Below are 19,577 nucleotides of genomic sequence, written 5' to 3' on the forward strand. Positions count from 1 at the left end.
TCACACCACCTCGTCCTCGTGCAGGCGGGCGCGCAGGGCCCGTACCGCCGTGTGCAGCCGGCTCTTGACGGTGCCCTCCGGGACGCCGAGCTCCTCGGCGATCGAGCGGACCGGCAGGTCGGCGAAGAAGCGCAGGACGAGGACCTGACGCTGGGGGTCGGGCAGTTCGTCGAGGCCCTGGGCGACGGCGAGGGAGAGCACGCTGGTGTCCTCCCCGGAGGGGTGCTCCAGCTGCCTCAGGGAGGCCAGCCGCTCGCCGATCCGCTCCTGGCGCTTCTTGGCCCGGTGCCAGTCCATGGCCAGGTTGGAGGCGACGACGGCCACCCACGCGGAGACGTCGCGCGGGGCCTCGTACCCCTTCGCGGCGCGCTCCAGCAGCCGCAGGCGGACCTGCTGCACCCCGTCCGGCAGGTCCGTCTGCGGCACCCCGCCCAGCGCGAGCACCGCCCGCACCCGGCGTTCCTGAGCCGCGTCCAGAGGATCCCCCTGATCGTCCCTCTGGACCCGGCGGGCCTTTCTGCGCAGCACAAGCCACCCCCCTCACCGCGTTTCCTCTACGACGTCACAGCGCACGGAAACGTTCGGCCGGGTCCCCGGGAATTTCGCCGAGGCGTACGTCACACCGTCGCGCGACGCAGCACAGCTTGCGGCACGAGGGCCGTAGCGAGCTAATTTCTGCAGCTCAGCGGGGTGTGAGCACGAGTTCCGCAACCGTACGGGTGGTCCGGGTGTCCCAGGTGCCGGGCATGGCGTCCAAAGAATTGGACAGGCGGACCCCGGTCGGCCGCATGATGGAAATGCCGCAGACACGCAAGAAGCCGCAGACAGGCACATACACGTAGAGGGAGTCGCCGTGAGGGTCGGAATCGTCGGAGCCACCGGGCAGGTCGGCACGGTCATGCGCAGGATCCTCAAGGAGCGTGCCTTCCCGGCCACCGAGCTGCGCCTGTTCGCCTCGGCCCGCTCGGCGGGGACGGTCCTGGACGGCGTGACGGTGGAGGACGCGGCGACCGCCGACTACAGCGGCCTCGACATCGTGCTGTTCTCCGCGGGCGGCGCGACCTCGAAGGCGCTGGCCGAGAAGGTCGCCGCGCAGGGCCCCGTCGTGATCGACAACTCCTCCGCCTGGCGCCGTGACCCGGACGTACCCCTGGTGGTCTCCGAGGTGAACCCGCACGCGGTCGCCGACCGGCCCAAGGGCATCATCGCCAACCCGAACTGCACGACGATGGCCGCGATGCCCGTCCTGCGCCCGCTGCACGCGGAGGCGGGTCTGGAGGCGTTGGTCGTCGCCACCTACCAGGCGGTGTCCGGCTCGGGCCTCGCGGGCGTGGCGGAGCTGCACGGCCAGGCGCAGAAGGTGATCGCCGACGCGGACAAGCTGACGCACGACGGCGGTGCGGTCGACTTCCCGGAGCCCGCCGTCTACAAGCGCCCCATCGCCTTCAACGTGCTCCCCCTCGCCGGCTCGATCGTCGACGACGGTCTGAACGAGACGGACGAGGAGCAGAAGCTCCGCAACGAGTCCCGCAAGATCCTGGAGATCCCCGAGCTGAAGGTCTCCGGCACCTGCGTCCGGGTCCCGGTCTTCTCCGGCCACTCCCTCCAGATCAACGCCCGCTTCGCGCGCCCGATCTCCCCGGAGCGCGCGACGGAGCTGCTGGCCGGCGCCCCGGGCGTCGCGCTCTCCGACATCCCGACCCCTCTCCAGGCCGCCGGCCAGGACCCGTCCTTCGTCGGCCGCATCCGCCGCGACGAGACTGTGGACAACGGCCTGGCCCTGTTCGTCTCCAACGACAACCTCCGCAAGGGCGCCGCACTGAACGCGGTGCAGATCGCGGAACTGGTGGCGGCTGAGCTGAAGGGATAGTGCCCGGGCGCTAGCCCCTCCTGACCTCGTAGAGGAAGCAGCCGTACTCGACGGCCCTGACGTGGACGAGTGCCACGGACGGGTCGTCGAACGCGTTCTGGAAGGCCCTGTCGTCGGGGGCCTCGACCAGCTCACCGCCGAGGATGTGCCCGTCGGCCGAGTAGCGGCGGACCGTGCGGTGGGCGTTGGCGAACGGGTAGCCGTCGCCCTCCGGACCGGGGCACTCGTCCGCGTGGATGAAGACGGGGCCCTGCTCGTCGTACGCACCGGGTTCGGCGCCCGTCCCGGCCGCCCAGCGGCGCAGGGGCGCGTAGGAGACGAGGGCGATCACCTCGCCCGGCTCGCTGCGGCGCAGACAGCAGCGCAGTGGGGCGCCGCCTTCGTCGTCGATGCCGGCTGTCATCGGGCGGCCCGCGTCGTCGGCGGTGCGCAGCTCCTTGAGGACGGACGGTTCGATGGGTCGTGCGGTGTGGGTCGTCATGCGTTCCAGGCTGGCGCGGACGGGGCTGGATGACTGGCGGGATTCGGACGCGGCATTTTATGCGGCATGTGACGTGGCATTCCGGACGCCGACCGGGCGAGCCATCGGGAAAACCCTCGTCGCCCTCCCCACGGTCACGTGGAAGGATGGCGCAACCCACACATAACGAGGAGATGACCGCGTGCCTGGCACAAACCTGACTCGCGAAGAGGCGCAGCAGCGGGCGACGCTGCTCACCGTTGACTCGTACGAGATCGATCTCGACCTCTCCGGCGCGCAGGAGGGCGGCACCTACCGGTCCGTGACCACGGTGCGTTTCGACGTGGCCGAAAACGGTGCCGCGTCCTTCATCGACCTGGTGGCCCCCACCGTTCACGAGGTGACGCTCAACGGCGACGCGCTCGACCCCGCCGAGGTCTTCAAGGACTCGCGCATCGCCCTCCCGGAGCTGCTCGAGGGCCGCAACATCGTGCGGGTCGTCGCCGACTGCGCCTACACCAACACCGGTGAGGGCCTGCACCGCTTCGTCGACCCCGTCGACGAACAGGCCTATCTCTACACCCAGTTCGAGGTCCCGGACGCCCGCCGCGTCTTCGCGTCCTTCGAGCAGCCCGACCTGAAGGCGACCTTCCAGTTCACGGTGAAGGCACCCACCGGCTGGACCGTCATCTCCAACTCGCCGACGCCCGAGCCCAAGGACGACACCTGGGCCTTCGAGCCGACCCCGCGGATCTCGTCGTACATCACGGCGCTCATCGTCGGCCCGTACCACTCGGTCCACAGCGTGTACGAGAAGGACGGGCAGTCCGTCCCGCTCGGCATCTACTGCCGGCCCTCGCTCGCCGAGTTCCTCGACTCCGACGCGATCTTCGAGGTCACGCGGCAGGGCTTCGAGTGGTTCCAGGAGAAGTTCGACTACGCGTACCCGTTCAAGAAGTACGACCAGCTGTTCGTGCCGGAGTTCAACGCGGGCGCGATGGAGAACGCCGGCGCGGTGACCATCCGCGACCAGTACGTCTTCCGCTCCAAGGTCACCGACGCGTCGTACGAGCTGCGCGCCGAGACGATCCTGCACGAGCTGGCCCACATGTGGTTCGGCGACCTGGTCACCATGGAGTGGTGGAACGACCTGTGGCTGAACGAGTCGTTCGCCACCTACACCTCCATCGCCTGCCAGGCGTACCACCCCCAGTCCCGCTGGCCGCACTCCTGGACCACCTTCGCCAACTCCATGAAGACGTGGGCCTACCGCCAGGACCAGTTGCCCTCGACCCACCCGATCATGGCCGAGATCAACGACCTCGACGACGTGCTCGTCAACTTCGACGGCATCACCTACGCCAAGGGCGCGAGCGTCCTGAAGCAGCTCGTGGCGTACGTCGGCATGGACGAGTTCTTCGCGGGCGTGCAGGCGTACTTCAAGCGCCACGCCTTCGGCAACACGCGCCTGTCCGACCTGCTGGGCGCGCTGGAGGAGACCTCGGGCCGTGACCTGGGGACCTGGTCGCAGAAGTGGCTGCAGACCGCCGGTATCAACGTCCTGCGCCCGGAGATCGAGACAGACGGTGAAGGCGGGGCGGGCGTCATCACCTCCTTCGCGATCCGTCAGGAGGCCCCCGCCCTGCCCGCCGGCGCGAAGGGCGCGCCCACCCTGCGCCCGCACCGTATCGCCGTCGGCCTGTACGAACTCGACGCCGAGACGGGCAAGCTGGTGCGCGACGAGCGTGTCGAACTGGACGTGGACGGCGAGTTGACCGCGGTACCGCAGCTGGTCGGCAAGCGCCGTCCGGCCGTCGTGCTGCTCAACGACGACGACCTGTCGTACGCCAAGGTCCGCCTGGACGAGGAGTCCCTCGCGTTCGTCACCGAGCACCTCGGGGACTTCGAGTCGTCGCTCCCCCGCGCCCTGTGCTGGGCCTCGGCCTGGGACATGACGCGGGACGCGGAGCTGGCGACCCGTGACTACCTCTCCCTGGTCCTGTCGGGCATCGGCAAGGAGTCCGACATCGGTGTCGTGCAGTCGCTGCACCGCCAGGTGAAGCTGGCCATCGACCTGTACGCCGACCCGGCGACCCGCGAGGCCCTGCTGAACCGCTGGACCGACGCCACGCTCGCCCACCTGCGCACGTCCGCACCGGGCAGCGACCACCAGCTGGCCTGGGCGCGGGCGTTCGCGGCGACGGCCCGGACGCCGGAGCAGCTGGACCTGCTGGACTCCCTGCTCGAAGGTGCGCAGACGATCGAGGGCCTGGCCGTCGACACCGAGCTGCGCTGGGCGTTCGTGCAGCGGCTCGCGGCGGTCGGCCGCTACGACGAGACGGAGATCGCCGGCGAGTACGAGCGGGACAGGACGGCCGCCGGTGAGCGCCATGCCGCCAGCGCCCGTGCCGCCCGGCCGACGGAAGAGGCCAAGGCGGAGGTGTGGGCGCAGGTCGTCGAGTCCGACAAGCTGCCGAACGCCGTCCAGGAGGCCGTCATCGGCGGTTTCGTCCAGACCGACCAGCGTGAGCTGCTCGCCCCGTACGCCGAGAAGTACTTCGAGGTGGTCAAGGGCGTCTGGGACTCCCGCTCGCACGAGATCGCCCAGCAGATCGCGGTCGGCCTCTACCCGGCCGTCCAGGTCTCGCAGGAGACGCTGGACCGGACGGACGCCTGGCTGGCCTCCGCCGAGCCCGGCGCGGCCCTGCGCCGCCTGGTCTCCGAGTCCCGCTCGGGCGTGGAGCGCGCGCTGAAGGCACAGGCAGCGGACGCGCTCCGCTAAAGGTGCCGCGATGGGCCGTCGGTTGTCCGCGGCATCATCGTGGTTGGTCGCGCAGTTCCCGCGCCCCTTTGGGGCGCTCAGGGCGTCCGGCGATTTGCCGGGCGCCCTTCGCGTGCGTTCAGCGCGCGATCATTCCACCCGTCACGTTGACGAAGGTGCCGGTGATGCCGGCCGCGTGGTCGGAGGCGAGGAAGACGGCCGTGGCGGCGACGTCGGCGAGGGTGGGGTTGCGGCGGGTCATGCGCATCCCGGCGAGCTGGTCGATGATGCCCTGTACGGCGGCCGCGTCGATGGCCGGGTTGACCGCGGAGAGCTTCTCGACGGTGAAGGTCTCGGGCACTCCGGCCGCCCACAGGCCGACGGCCCGCACCCCGCGCGGGCCGCACTCCACCGCGAGGTTGCGGACGAGCGTGTCGATGGCGGCGTCGGCGGGCCCCGTGCCGCCCATCATCGGACTGCCGTGCGCGGAAGCGCTGTTGAGGGTGAGGATCACGCCCGAGCCGCGTTCGGCCATCCGGCGGGCGGCGCCGCGGGCGGTGATGAAGCCCGCGCGGGTGCCGTTGACGACGGGCCGCAGGAAGTCGTCCACGGGCATCTCGGTGAGCGGGGCGCCCTGCACGTCGCCGCGGCTGACGAGGTTGAAGGAGATGTCGACGTCGCCGACGCGGGCGAGATGCTCCTCCACGGCCGCCTCGTCGAGGGCGTCCACCACGGCGACCTCGGCGTCCTTGATGTCGTCGGCCACCGCCTGAAGCGTTTCCCGGGTGCGTCCGACGAGGTGCACGCGGGCGCCCTCGGCCGCGAAGGCGCGGGCGACCGCCCCGCCGATCGAGCCGCCGGCGCCGTAGACGATCGCCGTCTTGTCGGTGAGCAGCATGGTGGTCTCCTTCGGAGGTGTTCCGTATGCGGAGGTGTTCCGTATCGGTCGGTCATACAGACGCACGGCACCCCGAACGCTCATCGGCCGGCAGGGTCACAGGCGCAGCGGCAGGCCGAAGGCCGGAAAGAGATGCGGTTCGAAGGACATGACCTCCACGACGCGGTCGTCGCCGTCGAAGCGGAGGACGTCGAGGACCTGGGCGCGGTAGACGTTCGTTCCTGGCCTGCGGACGTAACCGCCCGCCGCCAGCTGGCCGTTGGCGCGGGCGGGCAGGTGGCGCCAGTGCCCGAAGAACATGGGGGACGCCGGGTCGAGGGTCGGGAGCAGAAAGTCGACGAGGGCGTCGCGGCCCGTGAACCAGAACGGGTTCGGCGGCATGGTGAGCGTGACGTCCTTGCTCAGCAGCTCGGTCATAGCCGCGAGGTCGAGCCGTTCCGCTGCGGCCATGTACCGCTGCAGGACGGCGCGTTGGGCCTCGGTGGGCTCGGTGGCGGTCCAGTCGGCGCGCCTGCGGGGCAGGTGGTCGCGGAGGGTGGGGCGGGCGCGCTGCAGGGCGCTGTTGGCGGAGGCCACGGTCAGGTCGAGGGCCTCGGCGGTCTCGGCCGCGGTCAGGCCGAGGACGTCCCGCAGGATCAGCACGGCGCGCTGGCGGGGCGGCAGATGCTGGATGGCGGCGAGGAAGACCAGCTCCAGGGTCTCGCGGGAGACGGCGGCGGCGTCCGGACGGTCCTCCTCGGCGGTGGGCAGCTCGTCGTCCGGGTAGGGCTGCAGCCAGGTGACCCGGGCGGGTGGATCGCCGGTGCCGTGGTTCATGCCGGGGATCGGTTCGTAGCGCTGTGGGCGGCGGGCGGTGCGGCGCTGGAAGTCGAGGCAGGCGTTGGTGGCGATGCGGTACAGCCAGGTGCGTGCGCCGGCCCGCCCCTCGAAGCCGTCCCGGGCCCGCCAGGCCCGCAGGAACGTCTCCTGCACGAGGTCCTCGGCGTCGTCGTAGGAGCCGGTCATGCGGTAGCAGTGCACCTGGATCTCGTGCCGGTGGGACTCGGTGAGGGCGGCGAAGTCGGCTTCGGTGAGGAGGGATACGGGGCGGGAGCGTTCCGTAACGGGGGCCGGTGTGACGGATTCCGTCACCGTGTCCCGGGACACCTTCGGCGTCTCCCGGGAAACGTTCGCCGTGTCCCGGGCCAGTCGTGCCACGCGCCGCAGCCGAGCGACGGAGGACGAGAGTTCGGTCGCTCCCGAGTACAGGACCGAGGGAGGCTGCGGTGCCAGCTCCTTCACCTGCCGGGCGATGTCCTCGATCAGGCCGTCCACTCCCGCCGCTCCGGTCGCCCCGGCCGCTCCGCTCCCATCGAACTCGTGTCGCCTGCGGTACGCCTTCTGCCGGCACGCGGCCGAGCAGTACACCGAGCTGCGGCCCGTGCGGCCGGCCCGGGCGGGAAGCGGTTTGCCACAACTGGCACAGACCTGGGCGACCACGGGCACCTCCGGAAGTCCGGGCTTTGCGTCACGCGGGGACGGTGTGACGCTATCGCGAGTCGGTGCCCGTGATGCGGGTCCGAACCGACTTCTCGGTGAGGCCCGCGGCAACGGTCCGCAACACCTCCAGCACCCGCCCCACCGCCGCCCCCTCCTCGGCCCCCTTCCGTACGGCCGCCACCACGTGCCGTCTCGGCCGGTCCGCCGGCAGTTCCCGCATGACCACGCCCTCCCTTCCCACGGCCGCCATGCGCGGTACGAGCGCGACCCCCATCCCGGCCTCGACCATCGCCAGGATCGCCGTCCACCCGGCCGCCGAATGCGCCTGGACGGGGCTGAAGCCGGCCGCCTCGCAGGCCCCGCGGGTGATGTCCGACCAGGGCCCGCTCCCGCCGAAGATCCACGGCTCCCCGGCGAGACCGGCGAGCCGCAGCCCGTCCGCGGCGGCGAGGGCGTGGTCGCGGGGCAGGGCGACGTCGAGGGGGTCGGCGAGCAGCGGGACCCGGGTGAAGCGGGGGTCGGCCGCCGTCGGGGCCTGTGCGGCGAGGGACAGCGCGAGGTCGACGTCCCCGGCGGCCAGCAGCTCGTACGCCTCCCCGGCCTCCGCCTCGCGCACCCGCACGCTCACCCCGGGGTGCGCGGTCCGCAGCGCCTTCACGGCCGGTACGACGAGGGCGGGTACGGCGGTGGAGAAGGCGCCGACCCGCACCTCGCCGACCTCACCGTGCGCGAAGGCCGCCAACGCGGCGTCGGCGCGCTCCAGTTGCTCGAACACCGCCTCGGCGTGCCCGAGCACCAGCCGCGCCGCGTCCGTCAGCCGCACCCGCCGCCCGTGCGCCTCCAGCAAGGGCACGCCGAGCTGTTTGGCCAAATTGGTCAGCTGCTGCGACACGGCTGACGGCGTCATCCGCAGCGCCTCGGCCGTCGCGGTCACGGTCCCGCGCTCCCTGAGCGTCCGCAGGATCTGCAGTTTCCGGATGTCCCACTCGGCCATGGCGGCAACCTATACGGCGGCGCCGAGCACCACTCCGCCGACGATCAGCGACATGCACAGCAACCGTGCCTGGCCGAGCGTCTCACCGAGCACGGCCCGGGACAGCAGAGCCACGCACACCGGCTGAAGGTGGTAGACGGCTCCGGCACGAGCCGGACCGACGAGCGCGATCGCCCTGTTCCAGGCGAAGAAGGCCACGGCCGAGGAGGCGATCCCGACGTAGAGCAGCGGAAGGACCGTGCCGGCCGTCGGCTGGAACCCGCCCTGGACGGCGAGGCTGACCCCGAAGGCGGGCAGCAGCATGGCGTCGCCCAGCAGGAACATGGTGAACAGGAAGGCCGCGCCGCCGAGTTCGGCCGGTTTGCGCCGCAGTACCGCGCTGTAGGAGCCGAAGCAGCACGCGGCGGCGATCATCCAGAGGTCACCCAGGGAGAAGCCGGCCCCGCCTCCCATGAGCAGCAGCACGCCCCCGCACGCCATCAGCAGTCCGGCGACCCTGCGTGCCCCCAGCCGCACACCGCCCACCCTCTCGAACACCGCCATCAGCACCGGCGAGGCGGCCATGATCATGCCCATGCCGGCGGCCGGGACGGTCAGCCCCGCCTGGTTGACGAGGGTGTTGTAGACGCTCACGCCGAGGAGCGAGGCGAGCAGCACGAAGCCGAGGTGACTCCGTATCAACTGCCGTTGCCGCCAGGCCTGTCGGGCTCCGAAGGGAGCGACGGCGACGAGCGCCACCAGCCAGCGCCAGAAGGCCTGCTGCACCGGAGGCACGCTGTCGTGCAGGGCCCGGGAGGTGACGAAGCTGCCGGACCACACGAGGGTGGCCAGCGCGGCGAACGCGAGCCCGCGGAGGAGGGCGTCGCGGGGCGCGGTGCGGGTGACGGAGGAGGTCTTGGTCGTAGGGGCGGTCCGGTGCAGGACGGCGGCCACAGATGTCCTTTCACTGATCGGGGATCTCGGTGGATCTACCGTCGCAGCGCCGCACCTGTCACGTCCATCGAATGTTTTTGACCGATATGTTCAGCTGAACTGAACGATTGCCGGGTCCCCCTCGGCCGGAGCTGCCCGGCCACCGTCGCCCCGAAGGCCAGGGCCATGCCCGTCAGCTGAAGGGGTGTCAGCGCCTGGTCGAGGGCCGCCCAGCCGACGATCGCCGCCGTCAGCGGTGACAGCGGGCCGAGGAAGGTGACCTGTGTGGCGGTGAGCCGGCCGATGCCGCGGAACCAGAGCCAGTACGCGACCGCCGTATTGGCGAGGGCGAGATAGAGGTAGCCGCCGACGGCGCGGCCGTCGAGCGCGGGCGGCGCGCCCTCGACCAGGAGGGCGAGGGGCGCGATGAGCAGGCCGCCCGCGGTGAGCTGCCAGCCGGTGAGGGCAAGCGGGCCGACACCCTCGGGGCGGCCCCACCGCTTGGTGAGCACCGTGCCGGTGGACATGGACGCGGTGGCGGCGAGGGCCGCCAGGACGCCCAGCCCGTCCAGCGCCCCGGCCGCCTTCAGTACGACGAGAGTGACGCCGAAGGCCGCCGCGATCCCCGTGAGCAGCGTCCGCAGGGTCGGCCGCTCCCCCAGCAGCACCGCCGCGAGCCCGGCGACGAACAGTGGGCCGACCGACCCCACGACCGCCGCCATGCCGCCCGGCAGCCGGTAGGCGGAGAGGAAGAGGAGGGGGAAGAAGGCGCCGATGTTGAGTGCGCCGAGGACCGCGGCCTTCCACCACCAGGCGCCGCGCGGAAGGACACGGGTGATCCCGAGGAGCAGCAGGCCGGCGGGGAGAGCACGCACCAGGCCGGTGAAGAGCGGGCGGTCGGGCGGCAGGAACTGGGTGGTGACGGCGTACGTGGTGCCCCAGGAGACGGGGGCGAGGGCGGTGAGGGCGGTGAGGGACATGAGAGCGCTGCGGTTCGCGGGCATGACGGGGACCCTTCTGCGACCCTTCGAAGTAGGTCGACGGTAAGTAGCTTAGCCCTAAGCTACTTACCGTCAAGCCACTGGCCATCAAGTCACTGATCGCCAAGTCACTTTCTTGCGGGCGACCGGAATGGGACGGATACTCGCCGCATGACTGCGCAGCACAACGACCCCGTCGACGCGATCATCGGCCAGTGGGCCGAGGTGCGGCCCGATCTCGACACCGCCGCGATGGAGGTCTTCGGGCGGATCTTCCGGCTGTCGCGCACGATGGGCGACCGGATGGAGCGGGCGTACGCGCCCTACGGGATCTCGCGCGGCGAGTTCGACGTCCTCGCCACGCTGCGCCGCTCCGGCGAGCCGTACACCCTCTCGCCCCGCCAGCTGTCCGGCACGCTGATGCTCACCACGGGCGGCATGACCGGCCGCCTCGACAAACTGGAGCGGGCCGGCCTGCTGCGCCGCTCCCCCGACCCGCACGACCGCCGTGCGCTCCAAGTGACGCTCACGGACAAGGGGTTGGCCATCATCGACGAGGCGGTCGGCGCCGGCCTCGCCGCCGAGACCGAGGCCCTGTCCGCCCTGGGCGCCGAACGGGCCGGCCAACTGGCCGACCTGCTGCGGGAGTTGCTCGCGGGGACGGCCACGGGGGCCGGCCGGCCCTGAGTCAGCCCAAGTGGCGCGCGACCGCCTCCTCGATCGTCGCCGCGTCCGCCGAGTCCGCCGCCCAGGCCACGTACCCGTCGGGGCGGACCAGGACGGTCGAGCGCCGGCCGCTCGCCCAGCGCTCCACCGCCAGCCGGTCCTTGCGGGCGCCCTGATCCTCGTACGCCTCCGGGGTGATCAGCACGAACCGGCCGCCGCGCAGGGCCTCGTAGAGGCGGCCGCCCTCCAGGGCGACGTCCGGGACGCGGGTGCCGGTGAGGCGGTGGGCGCCGCGGGGGGCGGGGTAGCGGTAGCCGATGCCCGTGATCTGGCCGACCCCCTTGCGCCGGGCGGGACCGACGGTGTCGAGGAAGGTGGTGAGCGCGGACCGCAGCGCCAGTTCCCAGGAGCGCTTGGCCATCGCGAGGCGGACGATGCCGCCACTGCTGCGCAGGACGGCCCGGCCGACGGGGTGGCGCTCGGCCTGGTAGGTGTCGAGGAGGGCCGCGTCCGCGTGACCCTGGACGACGGCGGCGAGCTTCCAGCTCAGGTTGGCCGAGTCCTGCAGGCCGGTGTTCATGCCCTGGCCGCCGGCCGGGGTGTGGACGTGCGCGGCGTCCCCGGCGAGGAAGACGCGGCCCACGCGGTAGGCGGGCGCCTGGCGTTCGTCGCTGTGGAAGCGGGACATCCAGCGGGCGTCGCGCATACCGAAGTCACGGCCGAAGGCGAGCCGGGTGACCTCCTTGACCTCATCCAGGTCAAGGAGCTCGCTGTCGGGGACGTCACGGGCCCGGTTCCAGGCGATGACGCGGTGGTAGCCGTCGCCGAACGGCGCGAGGAAGGCGAAGGCGTCGCCGACGGCGTTGACGGTCAGCAGGTTCTCGGGTTCCTCGGCCAGCCGCACGTCCGCGAGGACGACCGAACGGATGACGGAGCGACCGGGGAAGGGCAGCCCGATCGCTTCGCGCACGGCACTGCGCATGCCGTCCGTGCCGACGGCGTACGCGGCGCGCAGGCGGTCCGCCTCCCCGCCGGGTCCGCGGACCTCGGCCGTCACCCCGTCCGCGTCCTGGGCCAGCCCGGTCAGCTCGGTCTCGTACCGGAAGTCGACGCCCGCCTCGACGGCACGCCGCTCCAGGGTCTTCTCCACCTCGTACTGCGGGATGACGAGAAGGTGGTTGAAGCGGGAGGGGAGCGTGCCGAGATCGACGGTGAGGCGGCCGAAGAGGCGCAGGCTGTCGAGGCGGCGGCCGGTCGACTCCAGGCCGTCGGCGAGACCGCGGGCGTCGAGCTGTTCGAGGGTACGGGCGTGCAGGACGAAGGCGCGGGAGAGGTTGCTGGTGCAGTGCGGGCGCTTTTCGAGAAGGGTGACGGGAACACCGGCGGTGGCGAGATCTCCGGCCAGCAGAAGGCCGGCGGGGCCCGCGCCGACGACGATCACGGGGTGCCGGGTGCTGTTGGTGCCGGTGCTGTTGGTGCCGGTGCCGTTCATGGTGGCCTCCTGTTGCCAACGCCTGTTTGCCAACGCTTGTTGACGAGAGTAGGGGCGCCCGTCCGAAGGAGTCAACACTTGTTGGCCAACAGACGTTGTCCTACGCTTGTTGATGTGAGAGCCAGTGACAGCAGCAGTACGGAATCCGGTACCGGCGGTGGCCGCCGCCGTTCGAAGGACACCCGTGACGCCATCCTCGCCGCGGCCCGCGAACGCTTCGCCGCCGACGGCTACGAGCGGGCCACCATCCGCGCGATCGCCAAGGACGCCGGCATCGACCCGTCCATGGTGATGCGCTATTACGGCAACAAGGAGGGCCTGTTCGCGGCGGCGGTCTCCATCGATCTGTCGATGCCGGATCCGGGTTCGCTGCTGCGGCAGGACGTCGGCCGGACGCTCGTGGCGCATTTCCTCGGCATGTGGGAGGAGAACGAGGTACTGACGGCCCTGCTCCGGGTGGGGGTGACCAATCGCGCCGGGGCCGAGCGGATGCAGTCCGTCTTCCGGGACCGGCTGATTCCGGTCGCCCGCGAGGTGTGCCCCGATCCCGAACAGGCCCCGGCGCGGGCCGCGCTCGGTGCCGCGCAGCTGCTGGGGCTGGCGCTCACGCGCTACGTGCTGCGGTTTCCGGCGACCGTGGCGCTCAGCCGCGAGGAGATCGTGGCATGGCTGGCACCGACCCTGCAGCGGTATCTCACTGCGCCGAGCCCCTGAGAACACGCCGAGGGCGCCGGTCCCGCCCGCCTGCGGCGGGACCGGCGCCCTCGAACGAGTGTGAGGTCAGGCCTTGGCCTTCGGCTGACGGTCCTTGGACCTGTCCAGAACCATCACCAGGCCCGCGATGACCGCGAACAGGGCGAGGGGGGCCAGAACGTAGAGGCCCAGCGTCTCGCCGACGCTCAGGCCCGGGCCGGGGTCGTCGCCGTCGTCGCGGGTGAGCGCGAGCGCGGGGGACGTCATGAGCAGCATCATCAGCGTCGTACCGGCAGCCAGGGCGCCGGCGCGCAGGGCGTTCTTCTTGTCCACGGTGCCAAAAGTATCGAACGACGAATCGGCCCGCTCGTCCGGGGGTGCCGTACGGGCTCCGCCCTACTCCGGCCGCCCCGCCCGCAGCACATCGATCAACGCGTGCAGGCGTGGCGATCCCGCCAGCTCCTCCAGGGTCACCGGGCGGCCCTCCGCGTCCGCGATCGGGAGTCGCCAGTTCGGGTACTGGTCCCAGGTGCCGGGGAGGTTCTGGGGACGGCGGTCGCCGAGCGTGTCGGGGAGCCAGACGCCGAGCATGCGCGACGGGGTGGCGAGCAGGAAGCGGTGGACCGCCTGGATCTCGGCCTCCTCCTCCGACGTGCCGTGGCCGCCACCCGTGCCGTCCAGCAGACCGAGGCGGGCCAGCAGGCCCAGCCATTCGCCCGTGTCGGCCGCCGCCTCCGCGCGCTCCTCCTCCAGCGGACGGGTCAACAGGCCCAGACTGTCGCGGAGTTCGACGTGCTCGCCGGTGAGGCGCGCGGCGGTGGGCGGCAGGTCGTGGGTGGTGGCGGTGGCCAGACAGTCGGCGCGCCAGCGTTCCGGGGGCAGCGGGCGGCCGTCGCCGTCCCAGTCCCGTTCGAACCACAGGACGGACGTGCCGAGCACCCCGCGCTCGCGCAGCGTCTCGCGTACGCCGGGCTCGACCGTGCCCAGGTCCTCGCCGATGACGACGGCTCCGGCGCGCGAGGCCTCCAGCACGAGGACGGCGAGCATGGCCTCGGCGTCGTAGCGGACGTACGTCCCCTCGGTCGGCGGGTGTCCCTGCGGCACCCACCAGAGGCGGAACAGGCCCATGACGTGGTCGATGCGCAGGGCGCCGGCGTAGCGGAAGAGCGCCTTCAGCAGGCGGCGGTACGGCTCGTAGCCGGACTCGGCGAGGCGGTCCGGTCTCCAGGGCGGCAGGCCCCAGTCCTGGCCGCGCGCGTTGAAGGCGTCCGGTGGCGCGCCCACCGACATCCCGGCGGCGAAGTACTCCTGCTGCGCCCAGGCGTCGGCGCCCCCGGGATGCACTCCGACCGCCAGGTCGTGCACGATCCCGACCGTCATCCCGGCCTCGCGCGCGGCGCGCTGGGCGTCGGTGAGCTGGGCGTCGGTGAGCCAGGCCAGCCAGGAGTGGAAGTCGACCCGGTCCATCAACTCCCCGCGGGCGCGCGCCGTCTCGGCCGACCGGGGGTCGCGCAGGGCGACCGGCCACCGGCTCCAGTCGGAGCCGTGCACCTCGGCGAGGGCGTACCACGTGGCGTGGTCCTCCAGGGCCTCGCCCTCCTCGGCGAGGAAGTCAACGTACGCGGCACGCCGACCGGGCCCCGGCTCCACCTCGCGGATCAGCTCCAGCGCCTGCCGCTTGAGCGCCCAGACCGCGTCCCGGTCGATCAACGCGCCCTTCTCCAGCACCGATTCGCGCAGTCCGGCGGCGCGCCCGAGCAGCGCGCGCAGACGCTCGCGGTCCTCGACGTAGGCGTACTCGGGGATGTCCTCGACGCGCAGGTGCACGGGGTCGGGGAAGCGGCGGGAGGAGGGGCGGTAGGGAGACGGGTCGGTGGGGGCACCGGGCACGGCCGCGTGCAGCGGGTTGACCTGGACGAAGCCCGCGCCGAGGGCACGCCCGGCCCAGGCGGCGAGTTCGGCGAGATCGCCGAGGTCGCCCATGCCCCATGAGCGGTGCGAGAGCAGGGAGTAGAGCTGGACGAGCAGACCGTACGAGCGGGCGGCCGGCGTGGGCAGCCGGTCGGGGGCGACGACCAAGTGGGCTGCCGCGGTACGGCCGTCGGGCACGGTGGCCGTCAACCGGTGGACCCCGGGCGGGAGTTGCTCGGCGGACGCACGCGTCTCGCCCTGTTCGGTCTCGATGCGCAGCCGGGTGCCGTCCGGGAGGGCCGCGAGCGCGGGGGACGTACCGCCGCTCCAGAGCACCACCGTCGGCGGCAGCAGCCGCTCGCCCAGCTCCCGCTCGCGGTCGGCGAGTGCGGCACGGGTGGCCTCGGGGGTGCCCGTGTCGACGCCGAGGGCGGCCAGGACGAGGGTGACGGCGGTGGCCGAGGCCGCGACCGTGCGGTCCGGGGAGGGGCTGTAGGAGGTGGCGACGCCGTACAGAGCGGCGAGCCGGGACAGGTCCTCGGCGGGCGGCTCGGGCGATCCCTGCGCTGCTGCTGCCATCTAGGGCCTCGTGCAGTCCGGCTCGGGGGCCACCGCCTCGCTGGTCAGGTGCGCCGCGTCGGCGAGGGGCGGCTCGCTGGTGAGGGGCTCGGCGTCGGGCAGGGGCGGTTCGCTGGTCAACGGGATCTCGGCGCAGGCGCCCTCCGCACTGAAGACGCAGAAGTGCGGCTCGGGTTCGAAGGACGGCAGCTGCGCCACGGGTTTGGAGAGGGGGTAAGCCGGTGCGGCCACGAGGGGCCTCCTTGTCGGGTACGGGCAACGGGTTACCGCAGCCCTACCCCGTGCGCGCGGCGGCAGACGTACGGGATCGAACCAGGTGCCTCTTGTCACATTCTGCTCCACTTCTCCTCCATACCGGGAGCGCCGCGGGGCAGCGAACCTCCCCCCACTATTCACTCAGTACATGTATCGAGTGCATAATGATCGCCATGAGCACCCGCCATATCCTGCTGGGGCTGCTCGCCTCGGGGTCGAGCCATGGCTACGACCTCAAGCGACGCCACGACGAACGTTTTCCGCAGGCCCGTCCACTGGCCTACGGGCAGGTCTACACGACCCTGCAGCGCCTGGTCCGGGACGGCCTCGCCCAGGTCGAGGGCACCGACTCGGACGGCGGCCCGGAGCGGACGACATACCGCTCGACCGAGGACGGAACGCGCGAACTGACCCAGTGGGCCGCGGAGGTCGCCCCGCCCGCACCGTTCGTGACGAACGAGATCTTCGCCAAGGTCGTCGTCTCGATCCTGTCCGGCGGCGACCCGGCCGGCTACCTGGCCGCGCAGCGCGCCGCGCACATGGAGCGGATGCGGGAGCTCACGGCGGTCAAGACCGCCGGGAGTGCCGACCTCGCGACCGTGCTCTCGGCGGACTACGCCCTCAACCACCTCGACGCCGACCTCCGTTGGATGAACACCACGGCGGCCCGGCTCACCACCCTGACCGCGGAGGTCGACGCAGCATGAGCAACGGGGACTTGAGCAACGGGGACGGCCCGGACAGCGGGGTGCCGCTGCTGGCGGCCCGTGACCTCACGAAGGCGCACGGCAGGACCGAGGCCCTGCGCGGCGCCTCGGTCGAGTTGCGGGCCGGCGAGATCCTCGCCGTGACCGGGGCCAGCGGCAGCGGGAAGTCCACGCTGCTGCACTGCCTGGCCGGCATCGTCCGCCCGGACGCGGGCGCGGTGACCTATGCCGGGCAGCGGCTCGACCAGCTGCCGGAGAAGCGGCTGAGCGAGCTGCGCCGCACCGACTTCGGGGTGGTCTTCCAGTTCGGGCAGCTGATTCCCGAGCTGACGGCGCTGGACAATGTCGCGCTGCCGCTGATGCTCGCCGGAACACCGCGCGCCGAGGCGCAGGCGCAGGCCGGCGAGTGGCTGGAGCGGTTCGGCGTACGGGGGCAGGAGGCGCTGCGGCCCGGTGAGATGAGCGGCGGTCAGGCCCAGCGGACGGCGCTGGCGCGGGCGTTGGTCACCGGCCCGAAGGTCGTCTTCGCGGACGAGCCGACGGGAGCGCTGGACTCCCTGGCGAGCGAGCAGGTGATGGCGGCCCTGGTGCACACGGCCCGGGACGCGGGCACGTCGGTGCTGCTGATCACGCACGACGCCCAGGTGGCCGCGTACGCGGACCGCGAGGTGCGGCTGAGCGACGGTGCTGTGGCGCCCGCGGGGGTGGCGGCATGAGGGCCGATCTTCGGCTGGCCTGGCTGTTGACGCGGGGCTCCGACCGGCGGGAGTGGTGGCGGATCGGGCTGACGGCGGTCGGGGCGGCGTTGGCGACGGGCATCGGGCTCGCGGTCGTCTCGCTCGCCTCGCTGGACGGGTACTACTCCGTGTCCGTCGGATCGGGGCTGCTCGACTCCGACAGTGACCGGCGCGGAGTGATCTTCGCGTTGGGGCTGCTGCTCATCCCGGTGCTCGGGTTCCTGGGCCAGTGCGCGCGCATCGGAGCGGTGCACCGCGACCGGCGGCTGGCCGCGCTGCGGCTCGCGGGAGCCTCTCCCGGGCAGGTGCGGCGGATCGCGGCGCTGGAGTCGGGGCCGGCCTGTCTGGCCGGTTCGGCGGTGGCCACGGTCGCCTTCGTGCCGCTGCTGCTGGCTCTGTGGTCGCGCCCCTCGGCCGCGGCCTGGGCGGGCATCGTCCTGGTGGCCGCGGCCGTACCCGTGCTGGGCGCGGCCGTGAGCGCCCTGTCGCTGCGCCGGGTGGTGGCCTCCCCGCTCGGGTGGGTACGGCGGGTGCGGGCCACGCGGGGCCCGGGACGGCTGTTCAAGTCGGCGACCTGGCTGCTGGCGGCGACGCTGCTGTTCCTCGTCGCGGCCCCGCTCTTCAGCGACTCCTCCGCCTTCACCCCCGGCCCGCCGGCGCTGATCGTCCTGACGCTGCTCGTCAGCTGCACGGCGGTGTGGCTGTCCGGCTCGTCGTCCCGGCAGCTGGGCGCGGGCCTGGCCGCCCGCACCCGCCGCCCGGCGGTGCTGATCGCGGCGGAACGGATGTGCGAGGACCCGTGGGCGGCAGCCCGTACGCATGCGGCGGTACTGCTGGTGACGGTCGTGGGCTCGGGCTTCGTCGGCGTACGGCAGGTGCTGCTCACCGAGCTGCACGCCATACGCCGTGAAGGACACCTGGCCGCGAGCATGACGTATTACACGACGGGCATCGACCTGACGGCCGCCGCGATCCTGGTCGCCCTCGCGCTCGTCCTCACCGGCCTCGCCGTCGGCACCGCCGAGTCCCTCGCCACCCGGCGCCGGGGTCTGGCCGCGCAGTCCGCCGCCGGAGTACCGCACGGCGTGCTGGCCCGGGCACTGCTCCTGGAGACCGCGCTGCCGCTGGCCCCCGCGGTCGCGGTGGCGGGCATCGGCGGCCTGGGGATCGGCGCCTGGTACGCCTCGCTCAGCACGGACTACATCGCCGCGCCGGTGCCGTGGGGCATGCTCCTGGTGCCCGTCGCCGTGTACGCGTGCTGCCTGCTGGCGGCAGCCACCTCGCTCCCTCTGCTGCGCCGCTCGGTCCGCCCGGCCGAGCTGCGCTACGCATGAGCGGATGACTGTCCGGTCCGGGAGTACGGGGGGCTCCCGGACCGGACCGCGTGCGGCACGCCCCGCCACCGGAGCTATGCGAAAGCCCGGATCGTCAGGCTGAAATGCCGTCGATCCGGGCCATGGCGGCCTCCGCGCCGTATGGCTGCAAGTACGGCAGCCAGCGCGGGTCCCTATGGCCGGTGCCGATGATGCGCCAGGCCAGTCCGGTGGGTGGAGCGGGTTTGTGGCGCAGCCGCCAGCCGATCTCGAATAGATGTCGGTCGGCCTTCACGTGGTTGCAGCGGCGGCAGGACGCCACCACGTTGTCCCAGACGTGTTTGCCCCCGCGGCTGCGCGGGATGACGTGGTCGACGCTGGTTGCGACGCCACCGCAGTACATGCACCGGCCCCCGTCGCGCGCGAAGAGCGCCCGCCGGGTAAGAGGAACGGGCCCCCGATAGGGAACCCGGACGAATCGCTTGAGCCGGACCACGCTGGGTGCGGGGACTGTGACGGTTGCGCTGTGCATGAAGGCGCCGGATTCCTCCAGGGAGACAGCCTTGTTCTCCAGGACGAGGACGAGCGCGCGACGAAGCGGTACGACGCCGAGTGGCTCGTACGACGCGTTGAGGACCAGGACGTGCGGCACGGATGCCTCCTTGTGCGTCGGCGGCGCGTGGCTCGCGCCGGGACGATCTGTAGCCAGTCTCCCCTCTGGCCTGGTGGAAGCGCCACCATGTCCCGGTAACGGGCTGGGAGTGTTTTCGACCACATCTGATTCATCCCCCGAAGGGGCGATGGTTTATCCCACCTGCTCATCCCCCGATGGGCACCTACTCTCCCCCGAAGGCTGCAAGAATTCGCACA

The 19,577-nt window shown here is 72.1% G+C and carries 19 protein-coding genes; 7 read left to right on the top strand and 12 right to left on the bottom strand.

The annotated features are described in order from the left end of the window. On the bottom strand, positions 1–528 hold the full coding sequence (locus tag OG870_RS16110) for an RNA polymerase sigma factor (RefSeq protein ID WP_266840410.1): 528 nt from the start codon (positions 526–528) through the stop codon (positions 1–3). A 325-nt stretch (positions 529–853) separates the two neighbouring features. On the opposite strand from OG870_RS16110, the gene OG870_RS16115 reads away from it, so the two are divergent. Next, positions 854–1,870 carry an aspartate-semialdehyde dehydrogenase gene (locus OG870_RS16115; protein WP_266514453.1) on the top strand — a complete coding sequence of 339 codons (1,017 nt, stop codon included), beginning with the start codon at positions 854–856 and terminating at the stop codon, positions 1,868–1,870. Positions 1,871–1,880: 10 nt separating this feature from the next. Here OG870_RS16115 and OG870_RS16120 read toward each other — a convergent pair whose 3' ends face one another. After that, on the bottom strand, positions 1,881–2,351 hold the full coding sequence (locus tag OG870_RS16120; protein ID WP_266840407.1) for a DUF1203 domain-containing protein: 471 nt from the start codon (positions 2,349–2,351) through the stop codon (positions 1,881–1,883). Between the two features lie 181 nt (positions 2,352–2,532). On the opposite strand from OG870_RS16120, the gene pepN reads away from it, so the two are divergent. Next, the gene (gene pepN, locus OG870_RS16125; protein WP_266840405.1) at positions 2,533–5,112 is read left to right on the top strand and encodes an aminopeptidase N; all 2,580 of its coding nucleotides are present in this window, start codon (positions 2,533–2,535) and stop codon (positions 5,110–5,112) included. A 118-nt stretch (positions 5,113–5,230) separates the two neighbouring features. Here pepN and OG870_RS16130 read toward each other — a convergent pair whose 3' ends face one another. From OG870_RS16130 to OG870_RS16150, 5 genes are all read right to left on the bottom strand, one after another. Continuing rightward, a complete protein-coding gene (locus OG870_RS16130; protein WP_266584560.1) occupies positions 5,231–5,989 on the bottom strand; it encodes an SDR family NAD(P)-dependent oxidoreductase in 759 nt (252 codons plus the stop codon). Positions 5,990–6,085: 96 nt separating this feature from the next. After that, positions 6,086–7,468: a sigma-70 family RNA polymerase sigma factor gene (locus OG870_RS16135; protein WP_266840403.1), complete on the bottom strand. Its 1,383-nt coding sequence runs from the start codon at positions 7,466–7,468 to the stop codon at positions 6,086–6,088. 49 nt (positions 7,469–7,517) lie between these two features. Beyond that, positions 7,518–8,462: a LysR family transcriptional regulator gene (locus OG870_RS16140; protein WP_266514468.1), complete on the bottom strand. Its 945-nt coding sequence runs from the start codon at positions 8,460–8,462 to the stop codon at positions 7,518–7,520. Between the two features lie 9 nt (positions 8,463–8,471). Continuing rightward, the gene (locus tag OG870_RS16145; protein ID WP_266840400.1) at positions 8,472–9,395 is read right to left on the bottom strand and encodes a DMT family transporter; all 924 of its coding nucleotides are present in this window, start codon (positions 9,393–9,395) and stop codon (positions 8,472–8,474) included. A 35-nt stretch (positions 9,396–9,430) separates the two neighbouring features. Further along, positions 9,431–10,378 carry an EamA family transporter gene (locus OG870_RS16150; protein WP_266840398.1) on the bottom strand — a complete coding sequence of 316 codons (948 nt, stop codon included), beginning with the start codon at positions 10,376–10,378 and terminating at the stop codon, positions 9,431–9,433. Positions 10,379–10,525: 147 nt separating this feature from the next. Between OG870_RS16150 and OG870_RS16155 the strand changes: the two genes are divergently transcribed. Then, positions 10,526–11,041 carry a MarR family winged helix-turn-helix transcriptional regulator gene (locus tag OG870_RS16155; RefSeq protein WP_266840396.1) on the top strand — a complete coding sequence of 172 codons (516 nt, stop codon included), beginning with the start codon at positions 10,526–10,528 and terminating at the stop codon, positions 11,039–11,041. 1 nt (position 11,042) lies between these two features. On the opposite strand, the gene OG870_RS16160 is transcribed toward OG870_RS16155, so the two are convergent. Then, positions 11,043–12,512 carry an FAD-dependent monooxygenase gene (locus OG870_RS16160; protein WP_266840394.1) on the bottom strand — a complete coding sequence of 490 codons (1,470 nt, stop codon included), beginning with the start codon at positions 12,510–12,512 and terminating at the stop codon, positions 11,043–11,045. A gap of 114 nt (positions 12,513–12,626) precedes the next feature. On the opposite strand from OG870_RS16160, the gene OG870_RS16165 reads away from it, so the two are divergent. Continuing rightward, positions 12,627–13,226: a TetR/AcrR family transcriptional regulator gene (locus OG870_RS16165; protein ID WP_266840392.1), complete on the top strand. Its 600-nt coding sequence runs from the start codon at positions 12,627–12,629 to the stop codon at positions 13,224–13,226. A gap of 66 nt (positions 13,227–13,292) precedes the next feature. Here the strand turns inward: OG870_RS16165 and OG870_RS16170 are convergent, their stop codons facing one another. From OG870_RS16170 to OG870_RS16180, 3 genes are all read right to left on the bottom strand, one after another. Then, positions 13,293–13,538: a hypothetical protein gene (locus tag OG870_RS16170; protein WP_266514493.1), complete on the bottom strand. Its 246-nt coding sequence runs from the start codon at positions 13,536–13,538 to the stop codon at positions 13,293–13,295. Positions 13,539–13,601: 63 nt separating this feature from the next. After that, positions 13,602–15,695 (bottom strand): 4-alpha-glucanotransferase, encoded by a 2,094-nt coding sequence (gene malQ, locus OG870_RS16175; RefSeq protein ID WP_266840390.1) that lies wholly within the window; start codon positions 15,693–15,695, stop codon positions 13,602–13,604. Next, on the bottom strand, positions 15,696–15,926 hold the full coding sequence (locus OG870_RS16180; RefSeq protein WP_405624339.1) for a hypothetical protein: 231 nt from the start codon (positions 15,924–15,926) through the stop codon (positions 15,696–15,698). Positions 15,927–16,123: 197 nt separating this feature from the next. Between OG870_RS16180 and OG870_RS16185 the strand changes: the two genes are divergently transcribed. From OG870_RS16185 to OG870_RS16195, 3 genes are read left to right on the top strand one after another with little or no spacing between them, the layout of a single operon-like run. Further along, the gene (locus tag OG870_RS16185; protein WP_266840388.1) at positions 16,124–16,657 is read left to right on the top strand and encodes a PadR family transcriptional regulator; all 534 of its coding nucleotides are present in this window, start codon (positions 16,124–16,126) and stop codon (positions 16,655–16,657) included. Continuing rightward, positions 16,654–17,373, top strand: a complete 720-nt coding sequence (locus tag OG870_RS16190; protein ID WP_266840386.1) for an ABC transporter ATP-binding protein — start codon at positions 16,654–16,656, stop codon at positions 17,371–17,373. The genes OG870_RS16185 and OG870_RS16190 overlap by 4 nt, the downstream gene beginning before the upstream one ends. Then, positions 17,370–18,728, top strand: coding sequence for an ABC transporter permease (locus OG870_RS16195; RefSeq protein WP_266584546.1), 1,359 nt, complete (start codon positions 17,370–17,372; stop codon positions 18,726–18,728). The genes OG870_RS16190 and OG870_RS16195 overlap by 4 nt, the downstream gene beginning before the upstream one ends. A gap of 94 nt (positions 18,729–18,822) precedes the next feature. Here the strand turns inward: OG870_RS16195 and OG870_RS16200 are convergent, their stop codons facing one another. Next, complete coding sequence (locus tag OG870_RS16200) at positions 18,823–19,359, bottom strand: HNH endonuclease (protein ID WP_266514508.1); 537 nt, start codon at positions 19,357–19,359, stop codon at positions 18,823–18,825. Positions 19,360–19,577 lie beyond the last annotated feature (218 nt).

This window comes from Streptomyces sp. NBC_00461 (genome assembly GCF_036013935.1).
Taxonomy (GTDB): domain Bacteria; phylum Actinomycetota; class Actinomycetes; order Streptomycetales; family Streptomycetaceae; genus Streptomyces.